Genomic DNA, 17,445 nt, shown 5'->3' with positions numbered 1-17,445 from the left:
GCTTCGCGGCCGACCACAGGACTGGACTCCGGACCTGAAACGGGCTAAAAAGCCCTGCTTGAACCACCGTCCGCCGCCTTTCGAGGCGTGCGGCGGCTATAGTCATTGAATAGGGAACTCGTACCCGCCGGGAGGCAAAAATGCCCGCGAGCAAGAGCAGCAAAAAGAAGTCTACCGCCGCGAAGTCGCGCACCCCGGGGAAGGCCCCGGCGAGTAAAAAGGCGCCTGCACGCAAGACCTCAGCCGCGAACAGCAAACCCGCTGCCAGGAAAACCTCGGCCAAGAAAACGGCCGCGAAGAAGACGCCTGCGAAGAAGACCGCCGTGAAGAAAACCGCTGCCAAAAAAGCCCCGGCCAAAAAGGCCGCCGCAAAGAGCCCGGCGAAGAAGACCGTAGCCAAGAAGCCGGCGAAAAAGTCGGCGCCTGCCAGGAAAGTCGCCGCGAAAACGCCGGCCGCCAGGAAAACTGCGGCGAAAAAGCCCACGGCCAGCAAGGCGGCTGCGAAAAAAGCTCCCGCGAAGAAGACCGCCGCCAAGAAGCCGGCGGCGAGGAAGGCCCCCGTATCGAAGGCGACGGCAAAGAAGAGCCGGCGTCCAGCGGCAAAAAAGCCCCTGGCCCTCAATCCCGAACAGGTCGAACCGAGTTTCGGCTTTTCCGGCCCGCTCAAAGGATTCAAGCCGTACCAGCCGATCCCCGGCGAGGAGTACATGAGCGAGGCCATGCGCGGACACTTCCGCCATATCCTCGTCGCCTGGAAGCAGGAGCTGATGGAAGAGGTGGATCGCACGATGCACCACATGAAGGACGAGGCCGCCAACTTCCCTGACCCCAACGACCGGGCGACGCAGGAATCGGAATTCGGCCTTGAGCTTCGCACGCGCGACCGGGAACGCAAGTTGCTGAAGAAGATCGAACAGGCCCTGGGGCGGATCGATGACGGCACTTACGGTTTCTGCTCGGAGACCGGCGAGGAGATCGGCTTGCGGCGCCTGGAAGCGCGCCCCGTCGCGACGCTGACCGTGGAGGCCCAGGAGCGGCGAGAACTCGCCGAGAAGCAGTATCGGGACCGGGACGACCGCTGACCTTCAAGGCGGCCCGCGGGAACCGCCCGCCCCAACCCGGCCTTACCGGGGCCGGTTTGCCCCCTCGCCTACCGGCCCTCTGCACTTCGGCTCCCTGCTTGCTGCTGCGGGCAGCTGGCTGGACGCCCGCGCCGCACGCGGAGAATGGCTGTTGCGGATCGAGGACATCGATCCGCCCCGGGAGGTGCCCGGCGCCGCCGAGGACATCATCCGCGCCCTCGACGCCTTCGGCCTCTGGTGGGACGGCGACGTGGTTTTCCAGAGTCGGCGCAGCGAAGCTCATGTTGCGGGCCTGCAGCGGCTGCTGGATCTCGGCTGGGCTTATCCCTGCCTATGCACGCGTAAATCGATTGCGGCCGCGAACCGAAGGCGCGATCGCCCGGACGACACCAGTTACCCCGGCACCTGCAGGTCGCTGCCGCCGTCCGCAGCGAAGCGCACCCGGGTCGTTCGTGCCCTGACCACATCGGAGCCGATCGAGATCAAGGACCGGCTGCAAGACGGGTTCACGCAGGTGCTGGAAATGGATCCCGGGGACTTCGTGCTGCGCCGCCGGGACGGACTCATCGCTTACCAGCTGGCCGTGGTGGTCGATGATTACGAGCAGGGAGTGACCGACGTGGTGCGCGGAGTCGATCTCCTCGATTCGACCCCCCGCCAACGGTGGCTGCAAACGCTCCTCGGTTATCCGGAACCGCGATACATGCACCTGCCCGTCATCGTCCAGCCGGACGGCGCGAAGCTGAGCAAGCAGACCGGCGCCCGGGCCGTGGCGACGAGCGATCCCGGGACCACGGCATGGCAGGCGCTGAAATGCCTCGGCCAGGAACCGCCGGCGGAACTGCGGGGAGCCGCCCCGGTCGAACTCTGGGACTGGGCCCTGGCCCACTGGAGCCCGCAGCATCTTGCGGGAATCCGTAATATCCAGATGCCCTGAAAACTTTGGCTGCAGTGCAAAAATCGATTATCTTATGCAACTGTTGCGGCGCATCGTCCCTGAGCGCCTCCCCGGCGAACACGAATGGAAGCAGGATATGAGCGAGCCACGCATTATCAAGAAGTATCCCAATCGGCGCCTCTACGACACCGAAGAGAGTCGCTACATCACCCTGTCCGACATCAAGCGGCTGGTGGTGGAGAAGGTCGATTTCGTGGTGCTCGAGAAAAAGACCGGCAAGGACATCACGCGCAGCATCATGCTCCAGGTCATCAGCGAGCAGGAACAGACCGGCGAACCCATCATGAGCCGGGACTTCCTTTCCCAGATCATCCGCTCCTACGGCAGCACGATGCAGGGAATGGTCAGCGGTTACCTCGATCAGAGCCTGCGCCTGTTCATGGGCCAGCAGCAGCAGCTCCGCGAGCGCCTCAAGGAAGTGGTCGGCGTGGACCCCGTCGGCATGGTCGCCGGCATCGCCCAGAAGAACTACCAGCGCTGGAAAGCCTTGCAGGAAGAGATCTTTCGCAACTTCTCGGCGACGCGCCAGGAAGAGGAAGAGGAATCCGCCAAGCGGAAGACGGGAAGCGGGAAACGCTGAAACGGCTCTTGGCCTGCCTGGCGGGGTGCTTCGGCGGCAGCCGTAGCCGCTGTGTCATCAAGACGTAATCCAATTCATATTGACAGCTTCGCTTGTCGCTGATATTTTGCATTGCGTCAAATTGATGCAACGCATCATCCCTTGACGACTCCTCCAATTGGTCGATTATTTCCGACCTCTTGAGCCCCCGCCATTGGCGGGGGCTTTTTTTGTCGCGCAAAAGAAAGGCGGGCGCCGGAAAGCGCCCGCCTCATCCTCGACCGCTGGTCGGAGACTCAGTTCGCGTCGACGTCCCGCATGCTGAGACGGACGCGACCCTGCCGGTCGACCTCGAGCACCTTGACGCGCACCGAGTCGCCCTCCTTGAGCTTGTCGCTGACGCGCTCCACGCGCTCGTCGGAGATCTGCGAGATGTGCACCAGGCCGTCCTTGCCCGGGAGAATCGTCACGAATGCGCCGAAGTCCATCAGCCGCGCGACCTTGCCCTCGTAGACCTGGCCCACTTCGACATCCGCCGTGATCAGGTCGATGCGGCGACGTGCCTCGCGCCCCGAGTCGCCATCTACCGAGGCGATCCGGATCGTCCCGTCATTGTCGATGTCGATCGTCGCACCGGTCTCCTCGGTGATCTGGCGGATCACGGAGCCACCCTTGCCGATGACCTCGCGGATCTTCTCCGGATCGATCTTGAACGCCATGATGGTCGGTGCCCAGTCGGACATCTTCTCGCGCGGCTTGCCGAGTACGCTGTTCATCTCGCCGAGGATGTGCAGCCGCGCGTCACGCGCCTGCGCGAGAGCGTCGGACATGATCTCGCGGGTGATCCCGTTGATCTTGATGTCCATCTGCAATGCGGTGATTCCGGTATCCGTGCCGGCCACCTTGAAATCCATGTCGCCGAGATGGTCCTCGTCGCCGAGAATATCGGTGAGCACGGCGTAGCGGTCCCCTTCCTTGACCAGGCCCATGGCGACACCGGCGACCGGCGCCTTGATCGGCACGCCGGCGTCCATCAGCGCCAGGCTCGAACCACACACGGTGGCCATGGAGCTCGAGCCGTTGGATTCGGTCACTTCCGAGACGATCCGGATGACGTAAGGGAACTCGGCCATATCGGGCAACACGGCCTGCACCGCACGCCGCGCCAGCTTGCCATGCCCGATTTCGCGGCGTTTGGGCATCAGCATGAAGCTGGTCTCGCCGACACAATAAGGCGGGAAGTTGTAGTGCAGCATGAACGGCTCGCGGAACTCGCCCGACAGCGCATCGATGATCTGCGCGTCGCGGCCGGTGCCGAGCGTGACCACGGCCATGGCCTGGGTCTCGCCGCGGGTGAACAGCGCCGAACCATGAGTACGCGGCAACACGCCCGTCCGGACCTGGATCGGCCGCACGGTACGCGTGTCCCGGCCGTCGATACGCGGTGCGCCGCCGGTGACGCGATTGCGCACAGTCTTGCTCTCGAGGGCATTCAGCGCCGCCTTGACCTGGTCGGCTGTCCACCTGGCGTCTTCGCCACCGCCGAGCTTCTCCTTGACGGCCGACTTGATCTCGTCGACCCGCCCGTAGCGCTCCTGCTTCTCCGTGATCTGGTAAGCCTCGGTGAACGCTTCGGCCGCTTCGGCGGCAACCGCTTCGGCGAGCTCATCGTCGGCCGGCGGCGGCGTCCAGTCCCAGGCCGGCTTGCCGGCTTCGGCCTTGAGTTCGTTGATCGCGCTGATCACCGTCTGCATCTGGTCGTGGCCGAACACCACGGCGCCCAGCATGACCTCCTCGGACAGGATCTTCGCCTCGGACTCGACCATCAGGACGGCCTCGGCGGTGCCCGCGACCACCAGGTCCAGCGCGGAGTCTGCCAACTGCGTGGCCGTGGGATTCAGCACGTATTCGCCATTGGCGTAGCCCACCCGCGCGGCCCCGATCGGACCGTCGAAGGGGATGCCGGAGAGCGACAGCGCCGCGGAGGCGCCGATCAGGGCGGGGATATCAGGATCGATGTCCGGATTCGCCGACATGACGGTGGCGATGACCTGGACTTCGTTGTAGAAGCCCTTGGGAAACAAAGGCCGGATCGGGCGATCGATCAGGCGGGAAGTCAGGGTTTCCTTTTCCGAGGGGCGTCCTTCACGCTTGAAGAAGCCACCGGGGATGCGGCCTGCCGCATAGGTCTTTTCCTGGTAATTCACCGTGAGCGGCATGAAGTTCTGCCCTTCGGCGGCATACTTGCGGCCGACCGCGGTGACGAGTACGACGGTATCCGCCATGGTGACGACCACGGCCGCATCCGCCTGGCGAGCAATCTCGCCGGTCTCGAGCGTAACCGTGTGGGCGCCGTACTGGAACGATTTCTTGATGGGAGTCAGATTCACTTTCTTCGCCTATTGTCTGCCGGTCCCCATGACCGGACTTGGAATGTCCTCAGCGACGCAGGCCGAGACGGGAAATGATTTCCTGGTAACGTCCCACGTCCTTCCGCTTCAGGTAATCCAGAAGCTGGCGACGCTGGTTGACCAGCTTGAGCAGACCACGCCGTGAATGGTGGTCCTTCTTGTGGGTAGCGAAATGCTCTGTGAGTTCGCTGATGCGGGCGGACAACAAGGCCACCTGCACTTCCGGGGAGCCGGTGTCCGCGTTGCCGCGACCGTACTCCGTGATGATTTCTTTCTTCTGCTCTACCGACAGAGGCATCTGATATCTCCTGAGAACCTGCTCTTTCGCTGTCCCTTTGACAAGCCGGCAATTCTAGCGCGCCGAAGCACGATGGAACAAGCCCGCCACCACTAAAAATCCTTTATCTTCGACGCCTTAAGCTACACCTTGCAGGTGCCGAGTAGACGTTTGACACGCAATTCTCCCGTCGCGCCGCGCTCACCGAGGCCGATGAAGCCCGCCGGGCTGTAAACCCGCACCAGGCCCGCGTCGCCTTCCGGCCCGAGCGCCACGGGCTGCCCCTGCATCAGGCGGTGCGCGGCTTCCGCAGGAAGCGTGACCATGGGCAGCCCCGCGACGGTCGAATCGATCGGCAACACCACTTCCGCGAGGCGCTCCGGACTCTCCGCAGCCAGGGCTTCGAGTGCCTCGAGGGTGTACATGCTTTCATGCTCGTAAGGGCCCGCGGCATAGCGGCGCAAGGCCGTCACGTGTGCACAGCTGCCTGCAGCCCGCGCCAGGTCCTCGACGAGCGTGCGGATATAGGTGCCTTTCGAACAACGCACATCCAGCGAGAACGACGGCGGAGTCCACGCCTCGAGTTCGAGCCCATGGATTTCCACTTCGCGCGCCGGTCGCTCGACCACTTCCCCGCGGCGAGCCTTCTTGTATAGCCGCTCGCCCCCCTGCTTCAATGCCGAATACATCGGCGGCACCTGCAGGATGGGGCCGCGAAAACCCGGCAATACGGCAACGAAGTCGTCACGCGAAAGCTGCTCCCAGGCGCAACGCTCGACCACGTCGCCCTCGACATCACCGGTTGCCGTGCGCTCGCCGAGTCGGCCGGTCACGCGGTAGCCCTTGGCCGCACCGAGCAGGTACCCGCTGAACCGGGTCGCTTGGCCCAGGCAGACGGGCAGCAGGCCGCTGGCCAGGGGATCCAGGCTTCCGGTATGCCCTGCCTTGCGCGACCCGAAGAGCCGGCGCACCTTCTGCAAGGCGATGTTCGACGACAGCCCCACCGGCTTGTCCAGCAAAACGACCCCATCCGGCCCGCCGTTCGCGGGCCGGGGCCGGGCGGCGAGCCCTTCATTCATCCTGGCCGGACCCGGACTTGTCCGAGGCGACTGCCCTGTTGATCAGCTCCGAGAGGCGCGAACCGCGCTCCAGGCTCTCGTCATGGCGGAAATGCAATTCCGGCACCTGGCGGATGTACATGGCGCGACCCAGCTTGCCGCGGATCATTCCCGATGCGCGTGCCAGGGCGGCGGCCGCCGGCTTGGGATCCGCCGCCGGATCGAGCAGGCTGAACCAGACGGTTGCGTGCGACAGGTCCTTGGATACCTCGACAGCGGTGACGCTCACACCGCGTGCGCCCGGATCATGGACGTCGCGCAGCAGGATCTCGCCCATGAGGCGCTGCATCTGTTCGCCTACCCGGCGACTGCGGGTGAACTCGCGAGGCATCAGCTCTGCTGGAACGTCCGGGCAATCTCGATGCGCTCGAAGCACTCGATCTGGTCGCCGGGACGCACATCGGTGTAGTTGCGCACGCCGATGCCGCACTCGGTGCCGGAGCGGACCTCGTTCACGTCGTCCTTGAAACGCCGCAGCGACTCCAAAGCTCCCTCGAAGATCACGACGTTGTCACGCAGGACGCGGATCGGGTTGTTGCGCTTGACCGTGCCCTCGGTGACCAGGCAGCCGGCCACCTGGCCGAATTTCGGCGAAGTGAACACTTCCCGGACCTCGGCGGTGCCGACGATCTGCTCGCGAATCTCGGGCGACAGCAGGCCGACGATCGCGGATTTCACGTCGTCGATGGCCTCGTAGATGATGCTGTAATAGCGCACATCTACGCCGGTCTCCTTGACCGCGGTCCTGGCCGCCGCGTCGGCGCGCACGTTGAAGCCGATGATGATCGCACCGGAAGCGGCCGCCAGGTTCACGTCGGATTCCGTAATGCCGCCGACGTTGCTGCTGATGACCTTCACCTTGACCTCGTCCGAGGACAGCCGCGTCATCGCATCCCGCAACGCCTCAGCGCTGCCCTGCACGTCGGCCTTGATGAGCAGCTGAACCGAACTGGCTTCGCCTTCCTCCATCTGCGTGAAGACGTCCTCGAGCTTCGAAGCCTGTTGCTTGGCGAGCTTGACGTCGCGGAACTTGCCCTGGCGGTGCAAAGCCACCTCGCGGGCCTTGCGTTCATCGGGCAGCACCACGACGTCGTCTCCGGCCATGGGCGTGCCCGACAATCCGAGCACCTGGACAGGCGTGGACGGACCGGCTTCCTTCACTGGTTTACCGAGTTCGTTGAACATGGCGCGCACACGACCGTATTCGCGACCCGCGAGCACGGCGTCGCCGGCCTGCAGCGTGCCCTGTTGCACGAGCACCGTCGCGACGGCACCGCGGCCCTTCTCGAGGCTGGATTCGATCACCACGCCACTGGCCGGACCGCTCGTGACTGCAGTCAACTCGAGCACTTCGGCCTGCAGGGCGACCGACTCGAGCAAAGTGTCGATGCCCTCGCCCGTGTGCGCCGAGACGCTCACGAACTGCGTGTCACCGCCCCATTCTTCCGGGATGACCTCGTGCTGGGCGAGCTCACTCTTCACGCGCTCCGGGTCGGCGCCCGCCTTGTCGATCTTGTTGACCGCCACGACGATCGGTACGCCGGCCGCCCGGGCATGCTGCACGGCTTCGACCGTCTGGGGCATCACGCCGTCATCCGCGGCCACGACGAGGATGACCACGTCGGTGGCCTGCGCCCCGCGGGCGCGCATGGCGGTGAACGCGGCATGGCCCGGCGTATCGAGGAAAGTGACGCGTCCCTTGGCGGACTCGACCACGTAGGCGCCGATGTGCTGCGTGATGCCGCCGGCCTCGCCCGCCGCGACCTTGCTGCGACGGATGTAATCGAGCAGTGAAGTCTTGCCGTGATCGACATGGCCCATGATCGTGACGACCGGCCAGCGCGCCTCGACTTCCCCTGTGCCGCGGGATGCCTGTTCGACGACTTCCTCGATCTGGTTCTCGCGCAGCATCTTCGGCGTGTGGCCCATCTCCTCGACCACGAGCGCCGCGGTGTCCTTGTCGATGACCTGGTTGATCGTGACCATTGCGCCCATGCCCATCATGGTCTTGATCACTTCCGTCGCCTTCACTGCCATCTTCTGGGCCAGTTCCGCCACGGTGATGGTCTCGGGAATGCCGACCTCGCGCACGACGGGCGCGGTCGGGCGCTCGAATCCCTGCCGTTCGATCTGGGCCCCGCCGCTGCGGCGTCCGCCGGCCGGGCGCTTGCGGCGCTTGCCGGACTTGTCGCCCGACACGTGCAGCTCCTTGCGGCCGTACTTGGTGGCGCCACCCGGTTGCTCCGCGCCGCCGGCGCGACGCGGCGGCGCACGCTCGGCGTCCTTGCGCTTGCGATCGTCCTCGGAGCCGCGCTTGCGGGCCTCGGCCAGCACGCGGGCCTCTTCCTCGGCTACCCGGCGGGCCTCTTCCTCGAGCTTCTTGCGGGCATCCTCTTCCGCCTTGAGGCGCGCTGCTTCATCCGCCTGGCGACGTTTTTCCTCGTCGTCGCGGAGCTTCTGTTCTTCCTCGACGCTGCGACGCGCTTCCTCTTCCGCCTTGCGCTTCGCCGCCTCGACGGCCTCGCGTTCGCGATCGAGTTCTTCCTGCTGCTGGCGAGCCTGTTCCTCGAGCACATCGCGCTTGATGTAGGTGCGCTTCTTGCGGACCTCGACGTTGACGGTGCGGGTCCGCCCCTGGCCGACCGGCTGGCGAAGTTCGCTCTGGGTCTTTCGGCTCAGCGTGATCTTGCGCGGCGTCACGGCGGGCGCCTCGCGCCCGTGACTCTCCCGCAGGAAAGTCAGCAACTCGAGCTTCGCCTCGTCGCTGATCGTGTCCTCCGCACCGGCCACGCGGATACCGGCTTCCTCCAGCTGACTCAACAGCCGGTCGACAGGGACCTTCAGGACATCGGCGAACTGGGCAACAGTGACGTCGGCCATATGCATTAGAACCTCGTATTCAGCCGTTCTCTTCGGCGCTCTCGAACCAATGGGCGCGGGCGGCCATGATCAGCTTGCCGGCACGTTCGGCGTCCAGCCCCTCGATATCCTCGAGTTCATCGGTCGACTGGTCGGCCAGGTCCTCACGCGTGCGGATACCTCGACCGGCCAGCGCGAACGCCAGGCTGCGATCCATGCCGTCGAGCGCCAGGAGATCCTCGGCAGGCTCGGCCTGGTCGAGTTTCTCTTCCTTGACGATCGCCTGCGTGATCAGCACGTCACGTGCCCGACTGCGCAGCTCCTCGACGATATCCTCGTCGAACTCCTCGACCGCGAGCAGTTCGGACGTCGGCACGTAGGCAATCTCCTCGACACTCGAGAACCCTTCCTGGACGAGAATCACGGCGACCTCCTCATCCACGTCGAGCTGGACCTTGAAGACCTCGATCAAGGCGCGCGACTCCGCCTCGCTCTTCTCTTCGGCTTCGCTGGCCGTCATGACATTGAGCTCCCAGCCGGCCAGCTCGCTCGCGAGGCGGACGTTCTGCCCCCCGCGGCCGATCGCCTGGGATAATTTGTCCTCCTCGACCGCCACGTTCATGCTGTGGGAATCCTCGTCCACGACGATGGAAACCACTTCAGCGGGCGACATGGCATTGATCACGAACTGTGCCGGATTGTCGTCCCAGGGAATGATGTCGACACGTTCCCCGGCCAATTCGTTGGAGACGGCCTGCACACGGGAGCCCCGCATGCCCACGCAGGCGCCGATCGGATCGATGCGCTGGTCCAGGCTCTTGACGGCGATCTTGGCGCGATGGCCGGGATCGCGGGCGGCGCCGAGGATCTCGATCAGGCCCTGGCCGACCTCCGGAACCTCGAGGCGAAACAGTTCGATGATGAATTCGGGCGCGGTGCGCGAGAGAAAGATCTGCGGACCCCGCGGCTCGGAGCGTACTTCGCGCAAGAAGCCCTTGATGCGGTCCTGGGTGCGGACGGCTTCGCGGGGAATCATCTCCTCGCGCGAGATGAAGCCCTCGGCATTGCCGCCGAGATCCACGAATACGCCGTTCCGATCGACGCGCTTCACGATCCCGCCGATGAGCGTGCCGACACGGTCGCGGAACTCTTCGACGACCTGCGCCCGCTCCGCCTCGCGCACCTTCTGCACCACCACCTGTTTCGCGGTCTGTGCCACGATTCGGCCGGTCGGCGCGATGTCCAGCGGCTCCTCGACATAGCCGTCCACTTCCGCGGCGGGATCGATATCCAGTGCATCTTCCAGCCGCAACTCGCGACTCGGGGTCTCGAGTTCGGTGGAGTCGTCCGCGAACACCTTCCAGCGGCGGAAGGTGCTGAGCTTGCCGGTCTTGCGGTCCATCGAGACGCGCGCCTCGATGTCCTCGCCAAACTGCTTGCGGGCGGCGGTCGCCAGCGCCATCTCCAGGGCCTCGAAAATGATCTCCTTGTCGAGTTCTTTTTCGGCCGACACCTGTTCGATGACCTGTAGGATTTCCTTGTTCATTTCAGTTGACCCGATCCCCAGGACTAGTACTCCGGCACGAGCCGGGCAGATTCGATATCGGATAACGAGAGCGAAAACCGCTCGCCATCCACCTCAATTTCCACAATGCCGTCGTCGATTCCCACGATGGTTCCCTTGTAGCGTCGCCGTCCCGGCCGCCCCGCCGCGAGCACGATCTTCACCAGCTTCCCGGCCTGGCTGCGAAAGTGCTGCTCCGTCCGCAGCGGCCGATCGAGCCCCGGGGAGGACACCTCCAGGATGTAGTGCCCGTGAATCGGGTCCTCCACATCCAGCACCCCGCTCACCCTGTGGCTCACCCGCTCGCAATCCTCCAGGCCGATTCCGTTATCGCCGTCGATGTAGATCCTCAAAGTCCCGGACCCGCCCGGCGCCGGCGCGTCCAGTTCCACCAGTTCGTACCCCATGGCCTCGATTTCGGGGCCGAGGAGCTCAAGCAATGTGTCTTTCAGCATCACTGCCTCGCCCAACAAAAAATGGGCCCTGCGGCCCACCTGTCGGCCTCCTTCCGAGGCCATCTCCCGGCCCTTTAATGGGCCGGATAAAGAAAAAGCCCCTAGGGGGCCTTTTCCGGCGAAAAGCGTTGGTAGCGGGGGCAGGATTCGAACCTGCGACCTTCGGGTTATGAGCCCGACGAGCTGCCAGACTGCTCCACCCCGCATCCGCAGACTGGGTATTTTACGGAGCGCTTTGCCGCAGCGCAAGGGGAACGGCCGATTGGGCCCTGATCCGCTCGATCCCGCAGCGCAATGCGCGGTGCCATCCCGTGCAGCCGCAGCCGCAACTCAGCGCAAAGCAGCGATACTGAGCGCGATCAGCGCCTGCGGGAAGATGCCCAGGCCGAGCACGAGCAGTCCGTTCAGGCTCAGGACGACACGCAGGTCGAGACTGGCCGCCAGCGGCTGGGTATCGGCAGGTGCGTCGAAGTACATCACCTTGACGATCCGCAGGTAGTAATAGGCGCCGATCACGGAAAACAGTACGCCGGCCACTGCCAGCCAGGTCCGCCCCACCTCGATCACCGCGGCCAGAACGGCGAATTTCGCGTAGAAGCCGAGCAGGGGCGGGACCCCCGCCATGCTGAACATGACGATCAGCATGATGGCGGCGAACCACGGGCTGCGGGCATTCAGGCCACGAAAATCGTCGATGGCCTCCGCCTCGAACCCGCGCCGGCTGAGCAGGATGATCATGCCGAAGGCGGCGCCGGCCATGATCACGTAGGCGAGCGTGTAATAGATCGCGGCCTCGTACCCCCCGACCGTGCCGGCAAGGATGCCCAGCAGGATGAAGCCGACATGGGAAATCGTCGAGTAGGCGAGCATCCGCTTCAGGTTGTCCTGGGCGATGGCCACGATGTTGCCGATGGCCATCGACAACACGGCCAGGACCGCCAGCATGTCCGCCCAGCTGCCATGCAGTGCGCCGAGCCCCTCGACCAGCACCCGGTAGATCATGGCCAGCGAGGCGATCTTCGCGGCCGTACCGATGAACAGGGTCACCGGAGTGATCGCGCCCTGGTAGACGTCGGGCAGCCACATGTGGAACGGCACGGCGCCGAACTTGAAAGCCACCCCGACCAGGATGAAAGAGAGCGCCACCAGGATATGGATGTCAAGGCGGTCCAGTTCGCCGGCGCGCTGCGCGATTTCACCCAGGTCCAGGGAGCCGGTGACGCCGTAAAGGATCGACGTGCCATACAGGAAGCAGCCTGTCGCGATGGCACCGAGAATGAAGTACTTCATGGCCGCCTCGGCCGCCATCGGGCTGTCCCGGTTGAACGCGACCATCGCATACAGCGACAGGGACATCAGTTCCAGGCCGAGATACAGGCTCAGCATGCTGTGCGCCGAGATCATGACGAATATGCCGAGCGTGGCGAACAGGCCAAGAACGAAATATTCCCCCTTGAACAGGTCCCTGGCCCGCAGGTAATCCCGCGCATACAAGAAGGTCACGGCGACGACGCCACAAGTGAACAGTTTCAGCAGCTGCGACAGCGGATCCGCGACGAAGGCGCCGCTGAGCGTGACGACGCGCCCCTCCGGTGCCGTACCGGCGAGGCAAAGCGCCGTGCCCAGCAACGCGGCCAGCGCCAGCCAGTACGTCACGATCCGATGCCGTTGGGCGAGAAACAGGTCGGCCAGCAGCACGACACAAGCCGCCGCCATCAGGAAGATTTCCGCCGTCGCGGGAGCGAATTGAGTCATGCCGTTCATAGCTTGGACTGCACCACGTGATCCGCGAGCGCCTGCAGGGTGACGGCCATCGCATCGATTAAGGGAGCCGGCCAGAGACCGAGCAGCAGCACTGCCGCGGCCAGTATGCCCAGCACGAGAAACTCGCGCCGACCGATGTCCTCAAGCGCGGCGACGCGCTCGTTGGCCACCTCGCCGTAGAGCACCCGCTTCACCATCCACAGGGTGTACGCGGCGCCGAGCACCAGCGTGGTCGCGGCCAGGACTGCGTACCAGAAGTTGGCCTTGAAGCTCGCGAGAATCACCAAAAACTCGCCGACGAAGCCCGAGGTTCCGGGCAGGCCGGCATTGGCCATCGCGAACAGGACGAAGAACGCCGCGAACCAGGGCATGGTATTCGCCACACCGCCATAGGCCGAGATCTCGCGACTGTGCATGCGATCGTAAAGCACCCCCACGCAAAGGAACATCGCCCCGGAGATCAGGCCGTGCGAGATCATCTGGACCATGCCGCCCTGCAGGCCCATGACGATGCCTTCCGCCGCGCCGGTGTTGTCGAGGATGCGCCAGGCGATGAACAGCCCGAGCGTCACGAAACCCATGTGCGCGATCGACGAATAGGCGATCAGCTTCTTCATGTCGTTCTGCACCAGCGCCACGAAGCCGATATAAACCACGGCAATGAGCGACAGCGCGATCATCAGCCAGTCGAGCGCCTGGCTGGCATCCGGGGTGATCGGCAGGCTGAATCGCAGGAAGCCGTAGCCGCCCATTTTCAGCATGATGGCCGCCAGGATCACCGAGCCCCCCGTCGGCGCCTCCACGTGGGCATCCGGCAGCCAGGTATGCACCGGCCACATCGGCACTTTCACGGCGAATGCCGCCAGGAACGCGAGGAAGATGAGCATCTGCTCCGTCATGCCGAGCGGCCATGCGTGCAGGGTCGGGATGTCGTAAGAGCCGCTCGCCACCCGCAGGTAGATCAGCGAGACCAGCATGAACACGGACCCGAGGAAGGTATAGAGGAAGAACTTCAGCGTCGCGTAGACCCGTCGTGCCCCGCCCCATATGCCGATGATGATGAACATCGGGATCAGCATGGCTTCCCAGAAGACGTAGAACAGCAGCGCATCGACGGCCGCGAAGACGCCGATCATCATGCCTTCGAGTATCAGGAACGCGGCGAAATACTGTGCCGGGCGGCTGGTGATGCTCTGCCAGCCCGCGATCACCACCAGCACGGTGATGAAGGTCGTGAGCAGGATCAGCGGCATGGAGATCCCGTCCACGCCGAGGTGGTACCAGGCGTCGAAAGCCGGAATCCATGCAGCGCGCTCGGTGAACTGCATGGCCGCGGTCGTCGCGTCGAAGCGGATCCACAGCGGCAGGCTCGCGAGCAGGGTGAGCAAGGCCACAGCCAACGCCAGTTGCCGCGCGAGGGGCGTTCTTCGGTCGCCCGCCGCGAGCACGAGCAGTCCGCCGAGAATGGGCAGCCAGATCAGTATGCTCAGCAGCGGCAGGTTGGTCGGCATTCCGGTCCCCTACCCTTGCGTCGTGCTGAGGCTGAGCCAGGCGAGCATCAGCGCAAGGCCGATGAACATCGCGAAGGCATAGTGATACAGGTAGCCGGACTGCACGCGGCGCACGACGCCGGACAGCCAGCCCACCGCCCGCGCCGAGCCGTTCACGATCAGGCCGTCGATCAGCGCGGTGTCTCCTGCCCGCCAGAACAGCCCGCCGGTGCCGCGGGCCAGCGGCGCAAGGACGCGCTCATTGAAGGCGTCGAAGTAGTACTTGCGCTCCAGGACACGGTTCACCAGGGTGAGGCGGCCGGCGATCCTGCCGGGCAACTCGGGACGTCGGAGGTACAGGAACCAGGCCGTCGCGACGCCCGCCAGGGAGAGCCACAACGCAGGCGCTGCGAGCACATGGCCCAGCATGGCCGTCGGGCTGTCGATGCCTTTTGCCGCCAGGGCCGCCAGCGTGTCGCGATCCGGGGACACCTGGATCGCGTCGCCGAAGTAACCGCCGAACAACACTGCTTCCATCGCCAGCCAGCCGATGAAAATCGAGGGAATGGCAAGCAGGACCAGGGGACCCGTCACCACGGCCGGGGGCTCTTGAAGGTGGCTGCGCGTTTCTGCGCCGAAACGCTCCTTGCCGTGAAACACGAGGAAGAACATGCGGAAGCTGTACAGGGCCGTGATGAACACGCCGGCCGTGACGCAGGCATAGGCGTAACCGGCGCCGGGAAGCTCCGCGAGATGCACGGCCTCGATGATCGCGTCCTTCGAAAAGAACCCGGAGAAACCGGGGAAACCGATGAGCGCCAGCGAGCCGATCAACGCCGTCCAGTAGGTGATCGGCAGGTAGCGCCGCAGCCCACCCATCCTGCGGATGTCCTGCTCGTGGTGCATGGCGATGATCACGCTGCCGGCGGCCAGGAACAGCAGCGCCTTGAAAAAGGCATGGGTGGCAAGGTGGAACATGCCGGCGGCATAGGCCGAGGCCCCGAGCGCGACCGTCATGTAGCCGAGCTGGGACAGTGTGGAATAGGCTACGACCCGCTTGATGTCGTTCTGCACGATGCCCAGCAGGCCCATGAACAACGCCGTCGTGGCGCCGATCACGAGCACCACCGACAAGGCCGTCGCCGAAAACTCGAACAGCGGCGACATCCGCGCCACCATGAAAATGCCCGCCGTGACCATCGTCGCGGCGTGGATCAGCGCGGAGATCGGTGTCGGGCCTTCCATCGAGTCCGGCAACCAGACATGCAGGGGCACCTGCGCCGACTTGCCCATGGCGCCGATGAACAGCAGGATGCAGACGACCGTCATCGCCGACCAGCCCACCCCCGGGAAGATCTCCACCTGTGTCCCGGCGAGCGCCGGGGCGCGCTCGAACACCGTCTGGTAATCGAGGCTGCCGAACCAGAACAGCACGCCGGCGATGCCCAACAGGAAGCCGAAATCCCCGACCCGGTTCACCAGGAAGGCCTTCATGTTGGCGTGGACGGCCGAGGGCTTCTTGAACCAGAAACCGATCAGCAGGTAACTGACGAGACCGACGGCCTCCCAGCCGAAAAACAACTGCAGGAAATTGTTCGCCATCACCAGCATCAGCATGGAGAAGGTGAACAGCGAGATGTAGCTGAAAAAGCGCTGGTAACCCGGATCGTCCCGCATGTAACCGATGGTGTAGACGTGGACGCACAGGGAGACGAAGGTCACGACCGCCATCATCAGCGCCGAGAGCCGGTCCACGAGAAAGCCCACTTCCATGCGAATGCCGTCTACGACGGCCCATTCGTACACCGTCCCGTTGAACGGCTCGATCGTGCCGTTCACCAGCCCGCGGAGCACCCACGCGGAAAGCGCGAACGACAGTCCCACGCCGAAGATCGTCAGGGTATGGGCACCGGTCCGCCCGATCAGCCGACCGAACAGTCCGACCACGACGGCTGCGAGCAAGGGGGCGAGAACGATGGTGAGATAGACCTGTTCCATGGCTCAGCCCTTCATCGAGTCCATGTCATCCACCTGCACGCTGCGTCGGCTGCGAAACAGCACGACGAGAATCGCCAGGCCGATGGCGGCCTCCGCGGCGGCGACCGTGAGAATGAAGAACACGAAGACCTGTCCCGCGATATCGTCCAGGAAACGGGACATGATGATGAAATTGAAATTCACCGCCAGCAACATCAGTTCCACGCACATCAACAAAAGAATGACGTTGCGGCGATTGATGAAGATGCCGGCGATCGACAGGGTGAACAGGATCGCTGCAAGGGTGAGGTAATGCGGCAGGCCGATCATTCGTCCTTCTCCGCATCCATGCGCACCAGCCGGACCCTGTCCTGGCGCCGGGTGGCCACCTGCTTGCCGATATCCTGGACTTTCAGGTCCGGGCGCTTACGCATCGTCAGCGTGATGGCCGCTACGATCGCCACCAGCAGCAGTACCGCCGCGAGCTCGAAAGCGTACACGTACTCGGTGTACAGCACCGCCCCGAGCGCCTCGGTATTGCTGTAGTCCGCGGGTGCGCGCGGCGGCGCATTGATCATGCTGAGCTCGCCCGTCCGGCTCCAGACGAGCACGCCGAGCATGCCCATCACCAGCGCCACGACCACGAGGCTCAGGGGCGCATAGCGCGTGAACCCGCCGCGCAGTCGATCCACCCCGACATCGAGCATCATCACGACGAACAAAAACAGCACCATCACCGCGCCGACATAGACGAGTACCAGGACGATGGCGAGAAATTCCGCCTCGAGCAGTAACCACAGGAAAGCGCTGGTGAAAAAACTCAGCACCAGGAACATGGCCGAATGTACGGCGTTCCTGGACGCGATGACGCCGATCGCAGCGCCCAGGAGGATCGCGCCGAAGACATAGAAAATGATGGCCTCGATCACTG

At 64.4% G+C, this 17,445-nt stretch carries 15 protein-coding genes, 1 tRNA gene and 1 pseudogene; 4 read left to right on the top strand and 13 right to left on the bottom strand.

Annotated features, from left to right (window positions below; translation table 11 throughout):
- Nucleotides 1-140 precede the first annotated feature (140 nt).
- From G6032_RS15690 to phaR, 4 genes and pseudogenes are all read left to right on the top strand, one after another.
- Nucleotides 141-605, top strand: a pseudogene (locus G6032_RS15690) (histone H1-like repetitive region-containing protein); the annotation flags it as partial.
- A gap of 84 nt (nucleotides 606-689) precedes the next feature.
- Entirely contained in the window at nucleotides 690-1,082 is a 393-nt protein-coding gene (gene dksA, locus G6032_RS15685; RefSeq protein WP_346763804.1) for an RNA polymerase-binding protein DksA, read from the top strand.
- The gene (gluQRS, locus tag G6032_RS08635; RefSeq protein WP_165282162.1) at nucleotides 1,060-2,019 is read left to right on the top strand and encodes a tRNA glutamyl-Q(34) synthetase GluQRS; all 960 of its coding nucleotides are present in this window, start codon (nucleotides 1,060-1,062) and stop codon (nucleotides 2,017-2,019) included. The genes dksA and gluQRS overlap by 23 nt, the downstream gene beginning before the upstream one ends.
- A gap of 97 nt (nucleotides 2,020-2,116) precedes the next feature.
- A complete protein-coding gene (phaR, locus tag G6032_RS08630; protein ID WP_165281739.1) occupies nucleotides 2,117-2,620 on the top strand; it encodes a polyhydroxyalkanoate synthesis repressor PhaR in 504 nt (167 codons plus the stop codon).
- 275 nt (nucleotides 2,621-2,895) lie between these two features.
- Here phaR and pnp read toward each other — a convergent pair whose 3' ends face one another.
- From pnp to G6032_RS08565, 13 genes are all read right to left on the bottom strand, one after another.
- Nucleotides 2,896-4,983, bottom strand: coding sequence for a polyribonucleotide nucleotidyltransferase (pnp, locus tag G6032_RS08625; RefSeq protein ID WP_165282161.1), 2,088 nt, complete (start codon nucleotides 4,981-4,983; stop codon nucleotides 2,896-2,898).
- 55 nt (nucleotides 4,984-5,038) lie between these two features.
- On the bottom strand, nucleotides 5,039-5,308 hold the full coding sequence (gene rpsO, locus G6032_RS08620) for a 30S ribosomal protein S15 (RefSeq protein WP_165281738.1): 270 nt from the start codon (nucleotides 5,306-5,308) through the stop codon (nucleotides 5,039-5,041).
- Between the two features lie 122 nt (nucleotides 5,309-5,430).
- Entirely contained in the window at nucleotides 5,431-6,366 is a 936-nt protein-coding gene (truB, locus tag G6032_RS08615) for a tRNA pseudouridine(55) synthase TruB (RefSeq protein WP_165281737.1), read from the bottom strand.
- The gene (gene rbfA, locus G6032_RS08610; RefSeq protein WP_165281736.1) at nucleotides 6,359-6,736 is read right to left on the bottom strand and encodes a 30S ribosome-binding factor RbfA; all 378 of its coding nucleotides are present in this window, start codon (nucleotides 6,734-6,736) and stop codon (nucleotides 6,359-6,361) included. Before rbfA ends, truB begins: the two co-directional genes overlap by 8 nt.
- Nucleotides 6,736-9,285: a translation initiation factor IF-2 gene (gene infB / locus G6032_RS08605; protein ID WP_165281735.1), complete on the bottom strand. Its 2,550-nt coding sequence runs from the start codon at nucleotides 9,283-9,285 to the stop codon at nucleotides 6,736-6,738. The genes rbfA and infB overlap by 1 nt, the downstream gene beginning before the upstream one ends.
- A gap of 19 nt (nucleotides 9,286-9,304) precedes the next feature.
- Complete coding sequence (nusA, locus tag G6032_RS08600) at nucleotides 9,305-10,810, bottom strand: transcription termination factor NusA (RefSeq protein WP_165281734.1); 1,506 nt, start codon at nucleotides 10,808-10,810, stop codon at nucleotides 9,305-9,307.
- Between the two features lie 23 nt (nucleotides 10,811-10,833).
- On the bottom strand, nucleotides 10,834-11,322 hold the full coding sequence (rimP, locus tag G6032_RS08595) for a ribosome maturation factor RimP (protein ID WP_346763780.1): 489 nt from the start codon (nucleotides 11,320-11,322) through the stop codon (nucleotides 10,834-10,836).
- Between the two features lie 90 nt (nucleotides 11,323-11,412).
- A tRNA-Met gene (locus G6032_RS08590) sits at nucleotides 11,413-11,489 on the bottom strand.
- Nucleotides 11,490-11,613: 124 nt separating this feature from the next.
- Nucleotides 11,614-13,047 carry an NADH-quinone oxidoreductase subunit NuoN gene (gene nuoN, locus G6032_RS08585; RefSeq protein ID WP_165281733.1) on the bottom strand — a complete coding sequence of 478 codons (1,434 nt, stop codon included), beginning with the start codon at nucleotides 13,045-13,047 and terminating at the stop codon, nucleotides 11,614-11,616.
- Nucleotides 13,044-14,558 (bottom strand): NADH-quinone oxidoreductase subunit M, encoded by a 1,515-nt coding sequence (locus G6032_RS08580; RefSeq protein WP_165281732.1) that lies wholly within the window; start codon nucleotides 14,556-14,558, stop codon nucleotides 13,044-13,046. The genes nuoN and G6032_RS08580 overlap by 4 nt, the downstream gene beginning before the upstream one ends.
- Before the next feature lie 9 nt (nucleotides 14,559-14,567).
- On the bottom strand, nucleotides 14,568-16,535 hold the full coding sequence (gene nuoL / locus G6032_RS08575; RefSeq protein WP_165281731.1) for an NADH-quinone oxidoreductase subunit L: 1,968 nt from the start codon (nucleotides 16,533-16,535) through the stop codon (nucleotides 14,568-14,570).
- 3 nt (nucleotides 16,536-16,538) lie between these two features.
- Complete coding sequence (nuoK, locus tag G6032_RS08570) at nucleotides 16,539-16,844, bottom strand: NADH-quinone oxidoreductase subunit NuoK (protein ID WP_165281730.1); 306 nt, start codon at nucleotides 16,842-16,844, stop codon at nucleotides 16,539-16,541.
- Nucleotides 16,841-17,443: an NADH-quinone oxidoreductase subunit J gene (locus tag G6032_RS08565; RefSeq protein ID WP_165281729.1), complete on the bottom strand. Its 603-nt coding sequence runs from the start codon at nucleotides 17,441-17,443 to the stop codon at nucleotides 16,841-16,843. The genes nuoK and G6032_RS08565 overlap by 4 nt, the downstream gene beginning before the upstream one ends.
- Between the last annotated feature and the right edge of the window lie 2 nt (nucleotides 17,444-17,445).

Origin of the sequence: Wenzhouxiangella sp. XN24 (assembly GCF_011064545.1) — a bacterium.
Lineage (GTDB): Bacteria > Pseudomonadota > Gammaproteobacteria > Steroidobacterales > XN24 > XN24.
The sequence above is the reverse complement of the archived record's forward strand: the minus strand, read 5'-3'. Positions and strand labels throughout refer to the sequence as shown.

What these genes read in the sequence shown, in the direction of transcription:
- rbfA (WP_165281736.1), bottom strand. Translation starts at nt 6,736, where the DNA reads ATGCCTCGCGAGTTCACCCGCAGTCGCCGGGTAGGCGAACAGATGCAG.
- phaR (WP_165281739.1), top strand. Translation starts at nt 2,117, where the DNA reads ATGAGCGAGCCACGCATTATCAAGAAGTATCCCAATCGGCGCCTCTAC.
- rpsO (WP_165281738.1), bottom strand. Translation starts at nt 5,308, where the DNA reads ATGCCTCTGTCGGTAGAGCAGAAGAAAGAAATCATCACGGAGTACGGT.
- nuoN (WP_165281733.1), bottom strand. Translation starts at nt 13,047, where the DNA reads ATGAACGGCATGACTCAATTCGCTCCCGCGACGGCGGAAATCTTCCTG.
- infB (WP_165281735.1), bottom strand. Translation starts at nt 9,285, where the DNA reads ATGGCCGACGTCACTGTTGCCCAGTTCGCCGATGTCCTGAAGGTCCCT.
- nuoK (WP_165281730.1), bottom strand. Translation starts at nt 16,844, where the DNA reads ATGATCGGCCTGCCGCATTACCTCACCCTTGCAGCGATCCTGTTCACC.
- truB (WP_165281737.1), bottom strand. Translation starts at nt 6,366, where the DNA reads ATGAATGAAGGGCTCGCCGCCCGGCCCCGGCCCGCGAACGGCGGGCCG.
- G6032_RS08580 (WP_165281732.1), bottom strand. Translation starts at nt 14,558, where the DNA reads ATGCCGACCAACCTGCCGCTGCTGAGCATACTGATCTGGCTGCCCATT.
- nuoL (WP_165281731.1), bottom strand. Translation starts at nt 16,535, where the DNA reads ATGGAACAGGTCTATCTCACCATCGTTCTCGCCCCCTTGCTCGCAGCC.
- nusA (WP_165281734.1), bottom strand. Translation starts at nt 10,810, where the DNA reads ATGAACAAGGAAATCCTACAGGTCATCGAACAGGTGTCGGCCGAAAAA.